This is a genomic window from Streptomyces sp. NPDC104761 (genome assembly GCF_055583445.1).
This window is the reverse complement of record NZ_JBVJNZ010000003.1, coordinates 649510-667295: the sequence shown is the minus strand read 5'-3', so window position 1 is coordinate 667295 and position 17786 is coordinate 649510. Positions and strand designations below refer to the sequence as shown.

Genomic DNA, 17786 nt, shown 5'->3' with positions numbered 1-17786 from the left:
CATTGCCGCGGGCAAGCGGGCACCGACAGTGGCTCGGGGGTGTCGCTGTCGGATCCCTACAGAAAGGCCCGGCGCCGGGCCGAAACCTGTGGTCCACGGGCACGCGGGCGCGACATGATCGGACGGACAGGCCACGACAGCAGGGAGACCTCCGTGCCTCATTCCATCGACGAAGCCTTCACGGCGCTTCCGCTACGGGCCCTGGCCGACGCCGCGCTGGCACGCGCGCGTGCGCTGGGGGCCGAGCACGCGGACTTCCGCTTCGAGCGGGTGCGCAGCGCGTCCTGGAGCCTCAGGGACGCCAAGCCCGCCGGGTCCTCGGACACCACCGACCTCGGGTACGCGGTCCGGGTCGTGCACGGCGGCACCTGGGGCTTCGCGTCCGGGGTGGACCTGACCCTGGACGCGGCCGCCAGGGTCGCCTCGCAGGCGGTGGCGATGGCCAAGCTCTCGGCGCAGGTCATCAAGGCCGCCGGGTCCGACGAGCGGGTGGAGCTGGCCGGCGAGCCGGTGCACGAGGAGAAGACGTGGGTCTCGGCGTACGAGATCGACCCGTTCACCGTGCCGGACGAGGAGAAGTCGGCGCTGCTCGCGGAGTGGAGCGCGCGGCTGCTGGCGGCGAACGGCGTCAACCACGTCGACGCCTCGCTGCTCACCGTCCACGAGAACAAGTTCTACGCGGACACGGCCGGGACCGTGACCACCCAGCAGCGGGTGCGGCTGCACCCGCAGCTGACGGCCGTGTCGGTGGACGAGTCCAGCGGCGAGTTCGACTCGATGCGGACCATCGCGCCGCCGGTCGGCCGCGGCTGGGAGTACCTCACCGGCACCGGCTGGGACTGGGACGCCGAGCTGGAGCAGATCCCGGAGCTGCTGGCCGAGAAGATGCGGGCGCCGAGTGTCGAGGCGGGTCTGTACGACCTGGTGGTCGATCCCTCCAACCTGTGGCTGACCATCCACGAGTCCATCGGCCACGCCACCGAGCTGGACCGCGCGCTCGGCTACGAGGCCGCCTACGCAGGCACCTCCTTCGCCACCTTCGACCAGCTCGGCAAGCTGAAGTACGGCTCCGAACTGATGAACGTCACCGGCGACCGCACCGCCGAGCACGGCCTGGCGACCATCGGGTACGACGACGAGGGCGTCGCGGCCCAGTCCTGGGACCTGGTCAAGGACGGCACGCTGGTCGGCTACCAGCTGGACCGCAGGATCGCGCGGCTGACCGGCTTCGACCGCTCCAACGGGTGCGCGTACGCCGACTCCCCCGGGCACGTCCCCGTGCAGCGCATGGCCAACGTGTCGCTGCGGCCGGACCCGGCCGGGCTGGCGACGGAGGACCTGATCGGCGGGGTCGACCGCGGGATCTACGTGGTCGGCGACCGCTCCTGGTCGATCGACATGCAGCGCTACAACTTCCAGTTCACCGGACAGCGGTTCTTCAGGATCGAGAACGGCCGGATCACCGGGCAGCTGCGCGACGTCGCCTACCAGGCGACGACCACCGACTTCTGGGGCTCCATGACGGCCGTCGGCGGCCCCCAGACATACGTCCTCGGCGGCGCCTTCAACTGCGGCAAGGCCCAGCCGGGACAGGTCGCCGCGGTGTCGCACGGCTGCCCCTCGGCCCTCTTCAAGGGCGTCAACATCCTCAACACCACGCAGGAGGCCGGTCGATGAGCGCCCGTAGCAACAAGCCGCACGAGATCGTCGAGCGTGCTCTGGAACTGTCCCGGGCCGACGGCTGCGTGGTCATCGCCGACGAGCACTCCACCGCCAACCTGCGCTGGGCCGGCAACGCGCTCACCACCAACGGCGTCACCCGCGGCCGTTCGCTCACCGTCGTCGCCACCGTGGACGGCAAGGAGGGCACGGCCTCGGGCGTCGTCTCCCGCTCGGCCGTGACCGCCGACGACCTGGAGCCGCTGGTGCGGGCCGCCGAGGCCGCCGCGCGCGGTGCCGGGCCCGCCGAGGACGCCCAGCCGCTGGTCACCGGCGTACCGGAGGCGCCGGACTTCACCGACGCGCCCGCCGAGACCTCCTCCGCCGTGTTCGCCGACTTCGCCCCGGCGCTCGGCGAGGCCTTCGCACGCGCGCGTGCGGGCGGCCGCGAGCTGTACGGCTTCGCCAACCACGAGCTGGTGTCGACGTACGTGGGCACCTCGACCGGGCTGCGCCTCAGGCACGACCAGCCCACCGGCACGCTGGAGCTGAACGCCAAGTCGCCGGACCGTACCCGCTCGGCCTGGGCCGGTCGCTCCACGCGGGACTTCAAGGACGTCGACCCCGGCGCGCTCGACGCCGAGCTCGCGGTACGGCTCGGCTGGGCCGAGCGGCGGGTGGACCTCCCGGCCGGCCGGTACGAGACGCTGCTGCCGCCGACCGCGGTCGCCGACCTGCTGATCTACCAGCTGTGGTCGGCGTCCGGGCGGGACGCGGCCGAGGGCCGGACGGTGTTCTCCAAGCCGGGCGGCGGCACCCGCGTCGGCGAGAAGCTGACCGACCTGCCACTCACCCTGCGCAGCGACCCGAACGAGCCGGGCCTGGAGTCCGCGCCCTTCGTCGTCGCGCACTCCTCCGGCGGCGACCAGTCCGTCTTCGACAACGGGCTGCCCGTCGGTGCCACCGAGTGGGTGTCGCAGGGCGAGCTGAAGCACCTGACGACCACCCGGCACACCGCCGGCCTGACCGGGCTCCCGGTCGCCCCGGCGGGCGGGAACCTGATCCTGGACGGCGGCCAGGACCGGTCCCTGGAGGACATGGTCGCCGCCACCGGGCGCGGGCTGCTGCTGACCTGCCTCTGGTACATCCGCGAGGTCGACCCGGCGACGCTGCTGCTCACGGGCCTGACCAGGGACGGCGTCTACCTGGTGGAGAACGGCCAGGTCACCGGGCAGGTGAACAACTTCAGGTTCAACGAGTCGCCGGTGGACCTGCTGGGGCGGGCGACCGAGGCCGGGCGCACGGAAAAGACGCTGCCGCGGGAGTGGAGCGACTGGTTCACTAGGGCTGCGATGCCCGCGCTGCGGGTGCCCGACTTCAATATGAGCTCTGTCAGCCAGGGCGTATAACCTCGTACCTGCTGACAAGACCACCCAAGGAGATACGAGAACCGTGACGGACATCGTCGACGAGCTGAAGTGGCGGGGGCTCATCGCCCTCTCCACGGACGAGGACGCATTGCGCAAGGCGTTCGCGGACGGTCCCGTCACGTTCTATTGCGGTTTCGACCCGACCGCGCCCAGCCTGCACCTCGGCAACCTCGTGCAGATCCTGACGATGCGCCGGATCCAGCAGGCGGGGAACCGCCCGCTGGGCCTGGTCGGGGGTGCCACCGGCCTGATCGGTGACCCGAAGCCGAACTCCGAGCGCACGCTCAACGCGCCCGAGGTCGTCGCCCAGTGGGTGGAGCGGCTGCGCGCCCAGATCGCTCCGCTGCTGGACTTCGAGGGTCCGAACGCGGCGGTCATGGTCAACAACCTGGACTGGACGCAGGGCCTGTCGGCCATCGAGTTCCTGCGCGACATCGGCAAGCACTTCCGCGTGAACAAGATGATCGCGAAGGAGGCCGTGGCCCGGCGGCTGGAGTCCCAGGAGGGCATCAGCTACACGGAGTTCAGCTACCAGATCCTCCAGGGCATGGACTTCCTCCAGCTGTACCGGCGGTACGGCTGCACGCTGCAGACCGGCGGCAGCGACCAGTGGGGCAACCTCACCTCGGGCACCGACCTGATCCACAAGGTCGAGCCCGACGCCGTGGTGCACGCCCTGGGCACGCCGCTGATCACCAAGGCCGACGGCACCAAGTTCGGCAAGACGGAGTCCGGCACGGTCTGGCTCGACCCGGAGATGACCACTCCGTACGCCTTCTACCAGTTCTGGCTGAACGCCGACGACCGGGACGTCTCCAAGTTCCTGCGCATCTTCAGCTTCAAGTCCCACGAGGAGATCGAGGAGCTGGAGAAGCAGACCGAGGAGCGTCCGCAGGCGCGGGCGGCACAGCGGGCGCTGGCCGAGGAGCTGACGACGCTCGTCCACGGAGCCGACCAGACCGCTGCGGTGATCGCCGCGTCCAGGGCGCTGTTCGGGCAGGGCGAGCTGGCGGAGCTGGACGACCGGACGCTGGCGGCGGCGCTGTCCGAGGTGCCGCACGTCAAGGTCGGCGAGCTGGGGCCGGTGGTCGACCTGTTCGCCGAGGTCGGGCTGGTGGCGTCCAAGTCCGCCGCGCGGCGGACCGTGAAGGAGGGCGGGGCCTACGTGAACAACGTGAAGGTGACCGCCGAGGACGCGGTACCCGCCGCGGACGAGTTGCTGCACGGGCGGTGGCTGGTGCTGCGGCGGGGGAAGAAGAATCTGGCGGCCGTGGAGGTCGTCGGTTCGTGAGCGCCGTGGGGGTGCGGGTGCGCTGCCGAGTGCCGTGCGTTGTGGCCGGCCGCGTAGTTCCCCGCGCCCCTTTCGGGGCGCTGTGAAGTTCGGGGCGCTGTGAAGTTCGGGGCGCTGTGAAGTTCGGGGCGCTGTGAGCCCGGGGCGCGTCAGATGCGCTGTTTGCGCTTTCCCAGGGTCGCCGTGTACGCCATGTCGCCCAGGAAGACGATGATGATCGCCGCCACCAGCTGGAACAGGTGACGGGTCCAGTCGATGCCGGGGGTCGCCGCCACGCCGACCGCGCGGGCGATCGCGTTGCCCGCGATGGCGCCCAGGATGCCGAAGATGGTCGTCAGCCACAGAGGGCTGTGCTGCTTGCCCGGGATGACCGCCTTCGCGATGATGCCCAGCACGAAACCCACGATGATCGCCCACAACCAGCCCATGGCTGCCTCCTCGTACGGCTCGACGTGAGCATTACGCCAAGTCTCGGCCCGTACGCCGTACGGCGCATGTCGGTGGCGCCGTACGCGCTACGGCGCAGGCCGTTCGCGCAGGCGGGAGGGCGACCCGGTCTCGAAGGCGGCGCAGGCGCGGCGTACCGTGGGAAAGGTCCTGACCCGGTTCCCCGAGCGGGTGCGGACCGGGTAGGGGCCGGGGAGAGTCCGATGCGGGCGGATGGTGGAATGTGATGCGGAAGCAGCGCGGTGACGGCAACGTCCAGGTGTTCCGGATCACCGGAGCCCGTACCGGCCTGGCGGAGGACGTACGCGGCCGGCAGCGGCGGTACGTCATCTCGATGGGCATCCGGACCATGTCGGTGATCCTCGCGGTGACGTTGTGGAACGTCGAACGGTACGTCGCCGTCGTGGCCCTGGTGCTGGGGGCGCTGCTCCCCTACGTCGCCGTCGTCATCGCCAACGCCGGACGGGAGCAGCCGAAGTCGCTCCCGTCGACCTTCGGGATCGCGCCGACGCGGCTGATGATCGCGCCGCCGCGGGCGGAGGGGACGCAGGCGGAACCCGTCCCGGAGGACGTGGTGGCGGACCCGGCGGCGGGAACCGTGAGCGGCGAGCGGGCGGAGCCGGTCTGAGCTCGGGGAGGCGGCGCGCACGGGCGGCGACGCCGCCCGAAGCTCAAGAAATGCTCAGATCTATCGTGCTGTTCCAGTGCCGGGCCAAGGGTGACCCGTGACATACTGCGTACGCGCTCCGCATCCCCCGTCGGAGCGACGGACCGACGCCGGGCAGCTCCCCCCGTGGCTGCTCGGCGTCGCCTTGTTTGCGGGGCTTTTGTGCGGGACGAAGCAGTGCGAGACGAAGCAATGAGTGACGTTGTCTGTTCAGCGAAGGGCTGTCGCGCCGCCGCGGTGTGGGTGCTGGCGTGGAACAACCCGAAGATCCACACGCCGGAGCGGCGCAAGACCTGGCTCGCCTGTGAGGAGCACCGGGAGCATCTCTCCCAATTCCTGGGCGTGCGGGGGTTCCTGAAGGACGTCGTGCTGTTGCGGGAGTGGGAATCGTCCGAGCAGGACGGGTAGGCCGGGTGCGCCGGGCTAGCCGCCGATCGCTGACATCGGCCGGTCCGGCTGCACGAACTTCGGATCGTCCAGTCCCGCCCCCGCCTTCTTTCCCCACATCGCCAGCCGCCACCTGCGGGCGATCTCCTCGTCCGGCGCGCCCGAGCGGAGGGCGCCGCGCAGGTCCGTCTCCTCCCGTGCGAACAGGCAGGTCCGTATCTGGCCGTCGGCCGTGAGGCGGGTGCGGTCGCAGGCCGCGCAGAACGGGCGGGTGACCGAGGCGATGACGCCGACGCGGTGCGGGCCGCCGTCGACCAGCCAGCGCTCCGCCGGGGCCGAACCGCGGTCGTCGGCGCCCTCGGGGGTGAGGTCGAAGCGGGTGCGGAGCGAGGCGAGGATGTCCCCGGCCGTCACCATGCTGTCGCGTTTCCAGCCGTGCTGGGCGTCGAGCGGCATCTGCTCGATGAAGCGCAGCTCGTAGTCGTGCGCCACCGCCCAGGCGAGGAGGTCGGGGGCCTCGTCCTCGTTCAGGCCGGGCATCAGGACCGTGTTGACCTTGACCGGGGTGAGGCCGGCGTCGTGGGCGGCCCGGAGGCCGTCCAGGACGTCCTGGTGGCGGTCGCGGCGGGTGAGGGTCTTGAAGACCTCGGGGCGGAGGGTGTCCAGGGAGACGTTGACCCGGTCCAGGCCGGCCGTCTTGAGGGCCGTCGCGGTGCGGCGCAGGCCGATGCCGTTGGTCGTCAGGGACATCCGGGGGCGGGGGGCCAGGTCCGCCACGCGCTCGACGATGCCGACCAGGCCCGGGCGCAGCAGCGGCTCGCCGCCGGTGAAACGGACCTCCTCGACGCCCAGCAGCCGGACGGCGATGTCGACCAGCCGGACGATCTCGTCGTCCGTGAGCAGGTCGGGCTTGGCCAGCCACTGCAGGCCCTCCTCGGGCATGCAGTACGTACAGCGCAGGTTGCACCGGTCGGTCAGCGAGACTCTCAGGTCGGTGGCCACCCGGCCGTAGGTGTCGATGAGCACGCGGGCCCCCTCCCTCGTTGCGGATCGGATCTCTGCCGTCACTTGTGAGCCTACGTGACGGCACTGACATCGGGAGAGACCTGATGCCACGAGGAACGACGCGGCCGCGTCGTAGGATCCTACGGTCCCGTCGACGCGGCCGGTCGTACGAAGCTCAGTGCGCTCCGGTGCCGGTCAGGGACCGTACCTCCAGTTCCGCGTACTTGGCGGCGTCCGGGGCCTCCTTGGAGAGCAGAGTGCCCACGACGCCGAGGAGGAATCCGACCGGGATCGAGACGATGCCCGGGTTCTCCAGCGGGAACCAGTGGAAGTCGACGCCCGGGAACATCGACGTCTCCTTTCCGGACACCACCGGCGAGAACAGCACCAGGCCGACCGCGGTGACCAGGCCGCCGTAGATCGACCAGAGGGCTCCGGCGGTGGTGAACCGCTTCCAGAAGAGGCTGTAGAGGATGGTCGGCAGGTTGGCGGAGGCGGCGACCGCGAAGGCGAGCGCGACCAGGCCGGCGACATTGAGGTCGCGGGCCAGGGCGCCGAGCACGATCGACACCGCACCGATGCCGACGGTGGCGTAGCGGGCCGCGTTGATCTCCTGCTTCTCGGTGGCCTGGCCCTTCTTGATGACGTTGGCGTAGATGTCGTGCGCGAAGGACGACGAGGACGCCAGGGTGAGGCCCGCGACCACGGCGAGGATGGTCGCGAAGGCCACCGCGGAGATGGTGGCCAGCAGGATCGCGCCCCAGTTGGAGTCGACACCGCCCAGGTGGAGGGCGAGGAGGGGGGCCGCGGTGTTGCCGGACTTGTTGGAGGCGATGATCTCGTCGGGTTTGATCAGCGCGGCCGCGCCGAAGCCGAGGGCGAGGGTCATCAGGTAGAAGGCGCCGATCAGGCCGATCGCCCAGAGGACGGACTTCCGGGCGGCCTTGGCGGTGGGCACGGTGTAGAACCGGATCAGGATGTGCGGCAGTCCGGCGGTGCCCAGGACCAGGGCGATGCCGAGGGAGAGGAAGTCCAGCTTGCTGGTGCCGGTGGCACCGTACTTCAGGCCGGGCTCCAGGAAGGCGGCACCCTTGCCGCTGTTGTCGGCGGCCTTGCCGAGCAGGTCGGAGACGTTGAAGTGGAACTTGGCCAGGACCATGAAGGTCAGCAGCAGGGCGCCCGCGATGAGCAGCACGGCCTTGACCATCTGGACCCAGGTGGTGCCCTTCATGCCGCCGATGGTGACGTAGACGATCATCAGGACGCCGACCAGGGCGACGATGCCGATCTTGCCGCCGTCGCTGGTGATGCCGAGGAGCAGGGAGACGAGGACGCCCGCTCCCGCCATCTGGGCCAGCAGGTAGAAGATCGAGACGACGATCGTGGAGGTGCCGGCGGCGGTGCGGACCGGGCGCTGGCGCATGCGGTAGGCGAGCACGTCGCCCATGGTGTAGCGGCCGGAGTTGCGCAGCGGCTCGGCGACCAGGAGCAGGGCGACCAGCCAGGCGACCAGGAAGCCGATGGAGTAGAGGAAGCCGTCGTAGCCGAACAGGGCGATGGCGCCGGCGATGCCGAGGAAGGACGCGGCGGACATGTAGTCGCCGGAGACGGCGAGGCCGTTCTGGAAGCCGGTGAACTGGCGGCCGCCCGCGTAGAAGTCGGCGGCGTCCTTGGTCTGGCGGCCCGCCCAGACCGTGATGACGAGCGTCGCGGCGACGAACACCGCGAACAGGGTGATGATCAGCGTCCGGTGCTCACTGGCCTCGCCGGCCGCCATCGTGATCGCGGGGCTCATGCGCCGCCCTCCATCCGGGACTTGATGGCCTCGGCCTTGGGGTCGAGCTTGGCGGCGGCGTGCCGGGCGTACCACCAGGCGATGAGGAACGTGGTGAGGAACTGGGCGAGGCCGAGGACCAGGGCCACGTTGATGTTGCCGACGACCTTGGTGCCCATGAAGTCGTCCGCGTAGTTGGAGAGCAGGACGTACAGCAGGTACCAGGCGATGAACGCGAGGGTCAGCGGGAAGGCGAAGGAGCGGTGGGAGCGCCGCAGTTCGGCGAACTCCGGACTCTGCTGCACCTCGGCGAACTCCTCGCCGGAGGGGTGCCGGGTCTGCGTGTTCGAGGGTGGTGGTGTCTCGGTGGCCACGGAGTCTCCTCGCGATACGGACATGCGGATTCTGACCTCACAGACATGTGGACCACACACGTGGAGTGATGGTGCGACTCCGGTGCGTGATTCCGACGGGGGGCCTCGATCCTGCTGTGGCTCCCTCCCCGAGGTCACGGCGCCACGCGTGGTCAGGTTCAACTCGCCCGGGTTCTTTCGGAAGTCGTCGGTGCAAGTCACCTCCGGTCATTGCTGGCCGGCGAGTGCGGGAGATAGCTTCGGCCCTGCACCACCCGTCATGTACCTGCCCAAGCAGCACGCGCGTCCTGGGCGGGCCCGTTTTCGGTTGATGTCCCGGATGATGTGGAGACCCCATGGCTCATCTGCGTTCCAGACGCGGGCTGGCGCTCGCCGTCCCTGTCGTCCTGTCGCTGACCGCCTCGCTCGGCCTCCTGCCGACGGCGGCCTCGGCGGCCTCGCCGCCCGCCCCGGCGGCCCGGGCTGCGGGCGGCCCGAACCTGGCCTACGTCGTCAACACCACGACGGACCATCGCACGATCGAGTCGGTGCAGCGGGCGGTCGCCCGCAACGGCGGCACCATCATCGCGACGTACGACAAGATCGGCGTGATCGTCGTGCACTCGGCGAACCCGGACTTCGGCGCGGCGCTGCGGGCGGTGCGCGGGGTGCAGTCGGCGGGTGCCACCCGGACGGCCGCGCTGAGCGCGGCGGGGACCACGGACGAGGGCGCCGTACAGGTGCTGTCGAAGGCGGCGGCCGCCCGGGTCGAGCAGCGGGCGACAGCGGGCCAGGAGCCTCTTGAGGCCGACCAGTGGGACCTGCGGGCGATCGGCGCCGACAAGGCCGCCGCGGTCAACCCGGGGAGCCGCTCGGTGACCGTCGGCATCATCGACACCGGCGTCGACGACACCCACCCGGACATCGCCCCGAACTTCTCCGCCTCGCAGTCCGCCAACTGCGTGAGCGGCAAGGCGGACACGACCTACGGCGCCTGGCGGCCGGCGGACGCCGACCACTACCACGGCACCCACGTCGCCGGTGAGATAGCCGCGGCCCGCAACGGGATCGGCGTGGCCGGCGTGGCACCGGGCGTGAAGGTCGCGAGCATCACGGTGGCCCAGCCCGACGCGACGCAGCTGTTCTACCCGGAGAGCGTGGTCTGCGCCTTCGTCTTCGCCGCCGACCACGGCATCGAGATCACCAACAACAGCTACTACGTTGACCCATGGCTGTACAACTGCATGGACGACCCCGATCAGCGTGCCATCGTTGACGCGGTCAACAGGGCGCAGCTGTACGCCCAGCGCAAGGGCACGCTCAACGTGGCCTCGGCGGGCAACTCGAACGACGACCTCGACTCGCACGCCCTCACGGACACCTCGAGCCCGGACGACTCGACGGCCACCACCCGGACGGTCGACCCGCACGAGTGCTTCGACATCCCGACCCAGCTGCCCGGCGTGGTCACCGTGAGCGCGGTCGGCGTCAACGACACGAAGTCGTACTACTCCAGCTACGGCCGGGGCGTCGTCGACGTGGCCGGCCCGGGCGGCGACAAGTACCAGATCCCGGACACACCGTCGAAGAACGGCCGCATCCTGTCCACCCTGCCGAACGACCAGTACGGCTTCCTCCAGGGCACCTCGATGGCCTCCCCGCACGTGGCCGCGGTGGCCGCGCTGCTGAAGTCGACGCACCCGCATGCCGCTCCGGCCCAGCTGCTGGCCCTCCTGAAGGCCGAGGCGGACAACCCGGGCTGCCCGGCGGGCCCGTACGACGGGGACGGCGACGGCGTCGTCGACGCCACCTGCGTGGGCGGCAAGCACGTCAACGGCTTCTACGGATCCGGTGTCGTCGACGCGCTCCGCGCGGTCAAGTAGGCACCGCAGAGCAGGACTTCCCGCACGGCACGCCCGCTCAGCGAACGAACTGGAGACCTCAGATGACCGCGCCCCAGCCGCGCCACCGTCGCGTCCTCGCCCTCCCGCTCGGCATGGCCATGGCCACGGCCCTCGCCTTCCTGCCCAATGTCACGGCGTCCGCCGCCGACACCGGCGCGGCGGCCACGTCCGCGGCCGCCGCTGATGACACGACGTCCCTCAGCTACGTCGTCAACGTCCGTCCCGGACACGGCACTTCCGAGCGCGTGCAGAAGGCGATCGCACGGGCCGGTGGTTCGGTGGTGATCGCGTACGACGAGATCGGCGTGATAGTCGCCCATTCGTCGAACGCCGACTTCGCCGAGACCATACGGAAGGTGCCCGGCGTGGACTCGGCCGGGAACACCCGCAACGCGCCGCTGCCCGCCCAGTCGACCACCGACGTCGGCGCACCGGAGGTGCTCAGCTCCGAGCAGGTCGCGGAGGCGGGCGCACAGGCGGCCGACGGGCAGGACCCGCTGGAGCCGCTGCAGTGGGACCTGCCCGCCATCAAGGCGGACAAGGCGCACGAGAAGACCCTGGGCAGTTCGAAGGTCACCGTCGCCGTCATCGACACGGGCGTGGACGACACCCACCCGGACATCGCCCCCAACTTCTCCGCCTCGCAGTCCACCAACTGCGTCTCGGGCAAGCCGGACACGACGTACGGCGCCTGGCGGCCCACCGCGGCGGAGAGCCCGCACGGCACGCACGTCGCGGGCGAGATCGCGGGCGCCAGGAACGGGGTCGGCATCACCGGTGTGGCACCGGGCGTCAAGGTGGCCGGCATCAAGGTCGCCACCACCGCCGGGTACTTCTACACGGAGGCCGTGGTCTGCGGCTTCGTGTGGGCGGCCGAGCATCACATCGACGTCACCAACAACAGCTATTACACCGACCCCTGGTACTTCAACTGCACCGACGACCCGAACCAGAAGGCGCTCGTCGACGCGATCACCCGGGCTTCGCAGTTCGCGGAGCGCAAGGGCACGGTCAACGTCGCGGCGGCCGGCAACGAGAGCTACGACCTGGCCTCCCACTCGATCACCGACCCGGTCTCGCCGAACGACGGCACGCCCGTCGACCGGGTGATCGACCCGCACAAGTGCTTCGACATCCCGACCCAGCTGCCCGGTGTGGTCACGGTCGCGGCGACCGGCGCGAAGGGCCTGAAGTCGTCGTTCTCCAACTACGGTCTCGGGGTCATCGACATCGCCGCACCCGGCGGCGACTCGACGGCCTACCAGGCGCCGGAGCCCCCTGCCACCAGCGGCCTGATCCTCGGCCCGCTGCCGGGCGGCAAGTGGGGCTACATGGCCGGTACGTCGATGGCGACCCCGCACGTCGTCGGCGTCGCCGCGCTGATCAAGTCGACCCACCCACACGCCTCCGCGGCCCTGGTGAAGGCCCTGCTGTACGCCGAGGCGACCGCCACGCCGTGCACCGACCCGTACGACATCAACGGCGACGGCAAGGTCGACGCGGTGTGCGAGGGGTCCCGGAACCACAACGGCTTCTACGGCTGGGGCACGGCCGACGCCCTGGCGGCGGTGACCAGGTAGCACCGGGGTACTGAGGTACCGAGGCACATGTATTGATCCAGTCAATAATGCATAGTGCAGTCATGACTGGAATCAGTTGTGCGTGGTCCGCACTGGGCGGCGATCCGTCACTGCTCTCGCGTGTCACCGCCGTGACACGCGAGAGCACCCTCCCGGCGCGCCTTCCGGTGCGCCAGCTCGCCCGCGCCTGCGTCGGCGCCTGCACGCTGGCCGCCGCCGAGCTGGCGGCACGGCGGACCGGGGCCCCGGAGGTGCCCCGGGTCCGGGTGGACGACGGGGCCGTGGCGGCGGCGTTCACCAGCGAGCGGCACCTGCTGCTCGACGGGCGTGCACCCGTGCAGTTCGCCCCGTTGTCCCGGTTCTGGCGCGCGGCGGACGGATGGGTGCGCACCCATGCCAACTACCCCCACCACGGTGCTCGGCTGCTGCGTGCGCTCGGCCTGCCGGAGCACGCCTCCCCGGAGGAGGCCGCCGCCCGGATCGCCGGGCGGCGCGCGCTGGACGTGGAGAACACGGTCTACTCCGCCGGCGGACTCGCCGTGGCGCTGCGCTCCCCAGGCGAGTGGGCCGGGCACGAGCAGGCAGCCGCCGTGGCCGAGCGGCCCCTCGTCGAGCGCGGCCGCCTGGACACGGCACGTGCGCGCGTGCTTTCGCCGCTCGACGCCGGCGCCGCTCCCCTACTGCCCGCCGCCGGGCTGCGCGTCCTGGACCTGACCCGGGTCCTCGCCGGACCGGTCGCCACCCGCACCCTCGGGCTGCTGGGCGCCGACGTCCTGCGCCTGGACGCGCCCTGGCTGCCCGAACTCCCCGACCAGCACGCCGACACGGGCTTCGGGAAGCGCTCGGCGAGGCTGGACCTGGCGACGGACCGGGCCGCCTTCGAGGAGCTGCTGGGCTCGGCGGACGTCGTGGTCACCGGCTACCGGCCGGGCGCCCTGGACCGGTTAGGGCTCTCCCCCGAGGCGCTGGCCGAGCGGCGGCCGGGCCTGGTCGTGGCCCAGGTGTCGGCGTGGGGCGCGTACGGGCCGTGGGGCGGGCGGCGCGGCTTCGACAGCCTGGTGCAGGTCGCCACCGGCATCGCGGAGACCGAGGGCCCGGCGGACCGGCCGGGCACGCTGCCCGCGCAGGCCCTGGACCACGGCACCGGCTACCTGCTGGCGGCAGGGGTGCTGCGGGCCCTGACCGAGCAGTCGTACGACGGGGCCGGCAGGTTCGTACGGCTGGCGCTGGCGCGGACCGCGCGGTGGCTCACGGAGGAACTGGAGCCGGGACCCGCGGCCGGCGAGCCGTACGAGGGGCCGGACGCGTGGCTCGCCGGGACGGACAGCCCGCTGGGGCGGCTGCGGTACGCGCGTCCGCCGTTGTCCTTCGAGGGCGGCCCGGCCGACTGGGCCCGGCCGCCGGTGCCGTGGGGGTCTAGCCCGGCCCGCTGGGCATGACCGCGGGGCCCCGGGTGAGGACGGACCCGGCTCGCCAGGGGTGAGCGTGCGCGCCAGGGCGGCCGGAAACGCAGGAACGGGTGGTATGCCGTTCCGTCAGCTGTTTTCCTGTACTTGCCCGCTTCTGTCATGGCTGGTGGAGATCAGGGGGGCCGTTGACACGACCGACCGCCGAGGTGGCCGCGAGCGGCTCCGCGGGACGCCCCGGGACCTGGCGGGCCGTCGCCGTCCTGGTCCTGGTGGCCCTGGCCGCGCTGGTACCGCTGCTCGGGCCGTCCGCCGCGCTGCGGGGCACCGGGGAGGCCGCGGCGCCCGGGGTGGGCGGTATCGCCCTGCTACGGGGGGTGCTGTTCGCCGCCCTGTGCGTGCCGGCGGGTGAGCTGCTCGTGGAACGGCTGGTTTGCCGGCTGCCGGACGCGCCGCCCGAACGTCCCGCCAACTGGGCGGTGTTCGCGGCCGCCGCCGGATTCGCCGCCGCCCTGGGACTCGCGTCGGTCGTGTCCACGGGCAACCTGGTGCCGCGCTCGCTCGCCGACATCGACGTGGGCGGCCTGTACGGCTCGCGCGACGGCAGGCTGGCGCTCGTCGAGGTCAACGCCTTTCTGCTGGCCGGCCTGTGTGCCCGCTCGCGCCGCCCGGCGACCCAGGTGTGGCCGCTGGCGGCGGTGGCCGTCGCCGAGGCGTTGCGCGCCCATCCCGCGCCCGAGCACAGCCCGTTGCTCGGTTCCGCCCTGACCCTGGTGCATCTGACGTGCGCGACGCTGTGGGCGGGCGGTCTGCTGCACGCGCTGCGCATGCTGCGCCGGTGGCGCGGCCGGGAGGCCGGGGCGGCGCTGCTCGGGCTCTACGCGCGCGTGGCCGCCGTGCTGCTCGCGGCCGTCACCGCGACGGGCGTGTGGAGTTCACTGCGGCGGATGCCCGCGGGCACGGTCCTGGACCAGCTGACGACGACGGCGTACGGGCGCACCCTGCTGGCCAAGGTGATCCTCGTCGCCGCCGTCGCGCTGCTCGCGCTGTGGGCCCGGTACCGGCTGCGCCGGGCGGCCGACCCGCTCACCGCGTACGTCCCCGCCCGGGCCGAGGTGGCCGTGCTGGGGGTGGTGGTCGCGGTGTCGGGGGTGCTGACGGCGCTGCCGCTGCCGATCAGATGGACTTGATCAAAGGGGCTTGATCCTTGATTCAGCCGTTCGTCACGAGCACCTTCAGGGCGGTGCGCTCGTCCATCGCCTTGTAGCCGTCGGGCACGCCCTCGATGCCGACGGTGAGGTCGAAGACCGGTGACGGGTCGATCGTGCCGTCGAGGACGTCGGGAAGCAGGTCGGGGATGTAGGCGCGGACCGGGGCGACACCGCCGCGCAGGGCGATGTTCCGGTCGAACATGACGTTGAGGTCCAGTCCGGTGCCGCTGCCGTGCGGGACGCCGACGAAGCCGATCGCGCCGCCGTCACGGGTGATCTCCACGGCCGTCCGCATGGACTGCTCGGTGCCCACGGCCTCGACGACGGCGTGCGCGCCCTGGCCCCGGGTGAGTGCGCGGACGGCGTCCACGGCGGCGTCCCCGCGTTCGGCGACGACGTCGGTGGCGCCGAAGCGGCGCGCGATGTCGGTGCGCACCTCGTGCCGGCCCAGCGCGATGATCCGCTCGGCGCCCAGCCGCTTGGCGGCCAGCACGGCGCACAGGCCGACCGCGCCGTCCCCGACGACGGCGACCGTGGCGCCGGGCCGGGCGCCCGCGCCGAGGGCCGCGTGGTGGCCGGTGCCGAGGACGTCGGAGAGGGTCAGCAGGGCGGAGAGCAGGTGGTCGTCGGAGGCGGCGTCCTTGGGCAGCTGGACCAGGGTGCCGTCGGCGAACGGGACCCGCACGGCTTCGCCCTGGCCGCCGTCGTACCCGACGGAGCCCCAGAAGCCGCCGTGCTCGCAGGACGTGGTCAGGCCCTCGCGGCAGTAGTCGCAGACGCCGTCGGACCACATGAAGGGGGCGACCACGAGGTCGCCGCGCCGCACGGTGCCCACCTCGGAGCCGGTCTCCTCGACCACGCCGAGGAACTCGTGGCCGATGCGCTGCCCCGGCTGCCGGGCCGCCTCGCCCCGGTAGGCCCACAGGTCGCTGCCGCAGATGCAGGCGCGCAGTACCCGTACGACGGCGTCGGTGGGCAGCTGCACCACGGGCTCGGGCACGTCCTCCACGCGCATGTCGAACGGGGCGTGGATGGTGGTGGCGCGCATGGCGAGGGTCCTTCTCGTGCGGTGGCGTGGGTGCGCTCAGGGGGTGGTCGAGCGCACTTCACGGTACGCCGCGGCCGGGACTGGGCGCGCGTCGAGGGTGCCACGGACCAGCAGGAACTGTGCCGCCGCATAGGTGAGCATGATCCAGAAGTCGGGGCGCGGCAGCTGCGGCCAGTCGGCGACACCGGTCGCGATCAGCGTGTCGGAGAGCATGAAGAGCGCGCCGCCGAGGGCGGCCGCCGGGCCGAGCCGGGTGGCGGCGGTGTACGCCATGGCGGTGAGCAGGGTGCTGTAGCCGGCCACGGGGACGCGCAGGCCGGCCGGCAGGTCGGGCCAGAGCAGGGCGACCAGGGTGACGAGGGCTGCCGCGTAGGCGAGGCCGAGCAGACGCGCACGCGCGTGTGGCGGGCCCTGGCGGCGGAAGAGGACGAGGTAGCAGACGTGCCCGGCGGCGAAGGAGGCCATGCCCGCCATGAAGGCGGGGTCGGCGCCGGAGAGGAGCAGGACGTCGCCGCCCCAGCCGCACAGCAGGGCGGCGACGAGGAGCCGCGGGGCGCCCGCGCGGGCGGCGGACGCGGCGAGCAGGGGCATCAGGAGCACCTTGGCGACGACGTGCCCGGTGCGGAAGCCGAGGGCCAGGAAGGCGAGGTCGAGGAAGAGGGCGAGGGCGAAGGCGGCGAGCAGCTCCCGGGACGCCCTCACGCGGCCACGGACTCCTCGGTCTGCGCCACGGCGGGCGCCGGCGCCCAGCCCGGCCCCCGGAACACCCGCCCGGCCCGCTCCCGCCAGGTGCGCGCGGCCCTGATGTCCTTGGCGATCGCGACGTACTCGTGGGTGGCCACCTTGACGGGGTTGAACGTGTTGATGTTCTTGGTCAACCCGTACACGGGCCGCTCGGTCTCCGCCACCCAGGACCCGAACAGCCGGTCCCAGACGATCAGGATCCCGCCGAAGTTGCGGTCCAGGTAGCCGCCCTGGGAGGCGTGGTGCACGCGGTGGTGGGACGGCGTGTTGAAGACGAACTCGAACCACCGGGGCATCTTGTCGATGCGTTCGGTGTGGATCCAGAACTGGTAGACCAGGTTGGCGGAGGAGCAGAAGGCGAGTGCGGCCGGGTGCACCCCCACGGCCACCAGCGGGACGTAGAACGGCCAGACGGTCAGCGAGGTCCATGGCTGGCGCAGCGCGGTGGAGAGGTTGAACTTCTTGCTGGAGTGGTGGACGACGTGGCAGGCCCACAGGATGCGGATGACGTGGTGACCGCGGTGGGACCAGTAGTAGAAGAAGTCCTGCGCGAGCAGCATCAGCGGGACCGTCCACCACAGGACGGGGACGCGCAGCGGGGTCAGTTCGTACACCGCCGTGTAGATCATGACGATCGGGATCTTCCACACGAAGTCGAAGACGAGCGACCCCAGTCCCATGCCGATGCTCGTGGCCGCGTCCTTGGCCTCGTACCCGGCCTCGTCGTCGTCGGGATGGATGCGGTAGCTGATCACCTCGATCACGGTGAGCAGCACGAAGGCGGGTATCGACCACGTCACGACATCGGGCAGGTTCGGCATGTGGGCACCGTAGAACCGTCGGTCGACCGCGGCTAGACGTTGTTACCCACAAGTATTCC

General features: G+C 71.6%; 16 protein-coding genes. 9 read left to right on the top strand and 7 right to left on the bottom strand.

What is annotated here, in order from left to right; translation table 11 throughout:
* The first annotated feature begins 153 nt into the window (after positions 1-153).
* From ACZ63F_RS12800 to tyrS, 3 genes are read left to right on the top strand one after another with little or no spacing between them, the layout of a single operon-like run.
* Positions 154-1677 carry a TldD/PmbA family protein gene (locus tag ACZ63F_RS12800; protein WP_469710464.1) on the top strand — a complete coding sequence of 508 codons (1524 nt, stop codon included), beginning with the start codon at positions 154-156 and terminating at the stop codon, positions 1675-1677.
* On the top strand, positions 1674-3068 hold the full coding sequence (locus ACZ63F_RS12795; RefSeq protein WP_469710462.1) for a metallopeptidase TldD-related protein: 1395 nt from the start codon (positions 1674-1676) through the stop codon (positions 3066-3068). Before ACZ63F_RS12800 ends, ACZ63F_RS12795 begins: the two co-directional genes overlap by 4 nt.
* Positions 3069-3111: 43 nt before the next feature.
* Entirely contained in the window at positions 3112-4380 is a 1269-nt protein-coding gene (tyrS, locus tag ACZ63F_RS12790) for a tyrosine--tRNA ligase (RefSeq protein ID WP_469710460.1), read from the top strand.
* 149 nt (positions 4381-4529) lie between these two features.
* Here the strand turns inward: tyrS and ACZ63F_RS12785 are convergent, their stop codons facing one another.
* Positions 4530-4808 (bottom strand): GlsB/YeaQ/YmgE family stress response membrane protein, encoded by a 279-nt coding sequence (locus tag ACZ63F_RS12785; protein WP_469710458.1) that lies wholly within the window; start codon positions 4806-4808, stop codon positions 4530-4532.
* A 245-nt stretch (positions 4809-5053) separates the two neighbouring features.
* Between ACZ63F_RS12785 and ACZ63F_RS12780 the strand changes: the two genes are divergently transcribed.
* The gene (locus ACZ63F_RS12780; RefSeq protein ID WP_469710456.1) at positions 5054-5455 is read left to right on the top strand and encodes a DUF3099 domain-containing protein; all 402 of its coding nucleotides are present in this window, start codon (positions 5054-5056) and stop codon (positions 5453-5455) included.
* Between the two features lie 231 nt (positions 5456-5686).
* Positions 5687-5902 carry a hypothetical protein gene (locus tag ACZ63F_RS12775; protein ID WP_469710454.1) on the top strand — a complete coding sequence of 72 codons (216 nt, stop codon included), beginning with the start codon at positions 5687-5689 and terminating at the stop codon, positions 5900-5902.
* Positions 5903-5917: 15 nt separating this feature from the next.
* Here ACZ63F_RS12775 and moaA read toward each other — a convergent pair whose 3' ends face one another.
* From moaA to ACZ63F_RS12760, 3 genes are all read right to left on the bottom strand, one after another.
* On the bottom strand, positions 5918-6907 hold the full coding sequence (gene moaA, locus ACZ63F_RS12770; RefSeq protein WP_469710452.1) for a GTP 3',8-cyclase MoaA: 990 nt from the start codon (positions 6905-6907) through the stop codon (positions 5918-5920).
* Between the two features lie 154 nt (positions 6908-7061).
* On the bottom strand, positions 7062-8681 hold the full coding sequence (locus ACZ63F_RS12765) for a solute symporter family protein (RefSeq protein WP_469710450.1): 1620 nt from the start codon (positions 8679-8681) through the stop codon (positions 7062-7064).
* Positions 8678-9034, bottom strand: a complete 357-nt coding sequence (locus ACZ63F_RS12760) for a DUF485 domain-containing protein (RefSeq protein ID WP_352360401.1) — start codon at positions 9032-9034, stop codon at positions 8678-8680. Before ACZ63F_RS12760 ends, ACZ63F_RS12765 begins: the two co-directional genes overlap by 4 nt.
* 335 nt (positions 9035-9369) lie before the next feature.
* Between ACZ63F_RS12760 and ACZ63F_RS12755 the strand changes: the two genes are divergently transcribed.
* The 4 genes from ACZ63F_RS12755 (at position 9370) to ACZ63F_RS12740 (ending at position 15093) form a co-directional block, all read left to right on the top strand.
* The gene (locus ACZ63F_RS12755) at positions 9370-10896 is read left to right on the top strand and encodes a S8 family serine peptidase (protein WP_469710448.1); all 1527 of its coding nucleotides are present in this window, start codon (positions 9370-9372) and stop codon (positions 10894-10896) included.
* A gap of 62 nt (positions 10897-10958) precedes the next feature.
* Positions 10959-12497, top strand: coding sequence for a S8 family peptidase (locus tag ACZ63F_RS12750; RefSeq protein WP_469710446.1), 1539 nt, complete (start codon positions 10959-10961; stop codon positions 12495-12497).
* A gap of 62 nt (positions 12498-12559) precedes the next feature.
* The gene (locus tag ACZ63F_RS12745) at positions 12560-13936 is read left to right on the top strand and encodes a CoA transferase (protein ID WP_469710444.1); all 1377 of its coding nucleotides are present in this window, start codon (positions 12560-12562) and stop codon (positions 13934-13936) included.
* 155 nt (positions 13937-14091) lie between these two features.
* Positions 14092-15093, top strand: a complete 1002-nt coding sequence (locus tag ACZ63F_RS12740; RefSeq protein WP_469710442.1) for a CopD family protein — start codon at positions 14092-14094, stop codon at positions 15091-15093.
* A gap of 22 nt (positions 15094-15115) precedes the next feature.
* Here the strand turns inward: ACZ63F_RS12740 and ACZ63F_RS12735 are convergent, their stop codons facing one another.
* Genes ACZ63F_RS12735 through ACZ63F_RS12725 form a run of 3 tightly spaced genes read right to left on the bottom strand, consistent with a single transcriptional unit; the run spans position 15116 to position 17727 of the window.
* On the bottom strand, positions 15116-16162 hold the full coding sequence (locus tag ACZ63F_RS12735; RefSeq protein WP_351958511.1) for a zinc-dependent alcohol dehydrogenase family protein: 1047 nt from the start codon (positions 16160-16162) through the stop codon (positions 15116-15118).
* Positions 16163-16198: 36 nt separating this feature from the next.
* On the bottom strand, positions 16199-16864 hold the full coding sequence (locus tag ACZ63F_RS12730; protein ID WP_469710438.1) for a lysoplasmalogenase: 666 nt from the start codon (positions 16862-16864) through the stop codon (positions 16199-16201).
* Positions 16861-17727 carry a sterol desaturase family protein gene (locus ACZ63F_RS12725; RefSeq protein ID WP_469710436.1) on the bottom strand — a complete coding sequence of 289 codons (867 nt, stop codon included), beginning with the start codon at positions 17725-17727 and terminating at the stop codon, positions 16861-16863. The genes ACZ63F_RS12730 and ACZ63F_RS12725 overlap by 4 nt, the downstream gene beginning before the upstream one ends.
* Between the last annotated feature and the right edge of the window lie 59 nt (positions 17728-17786).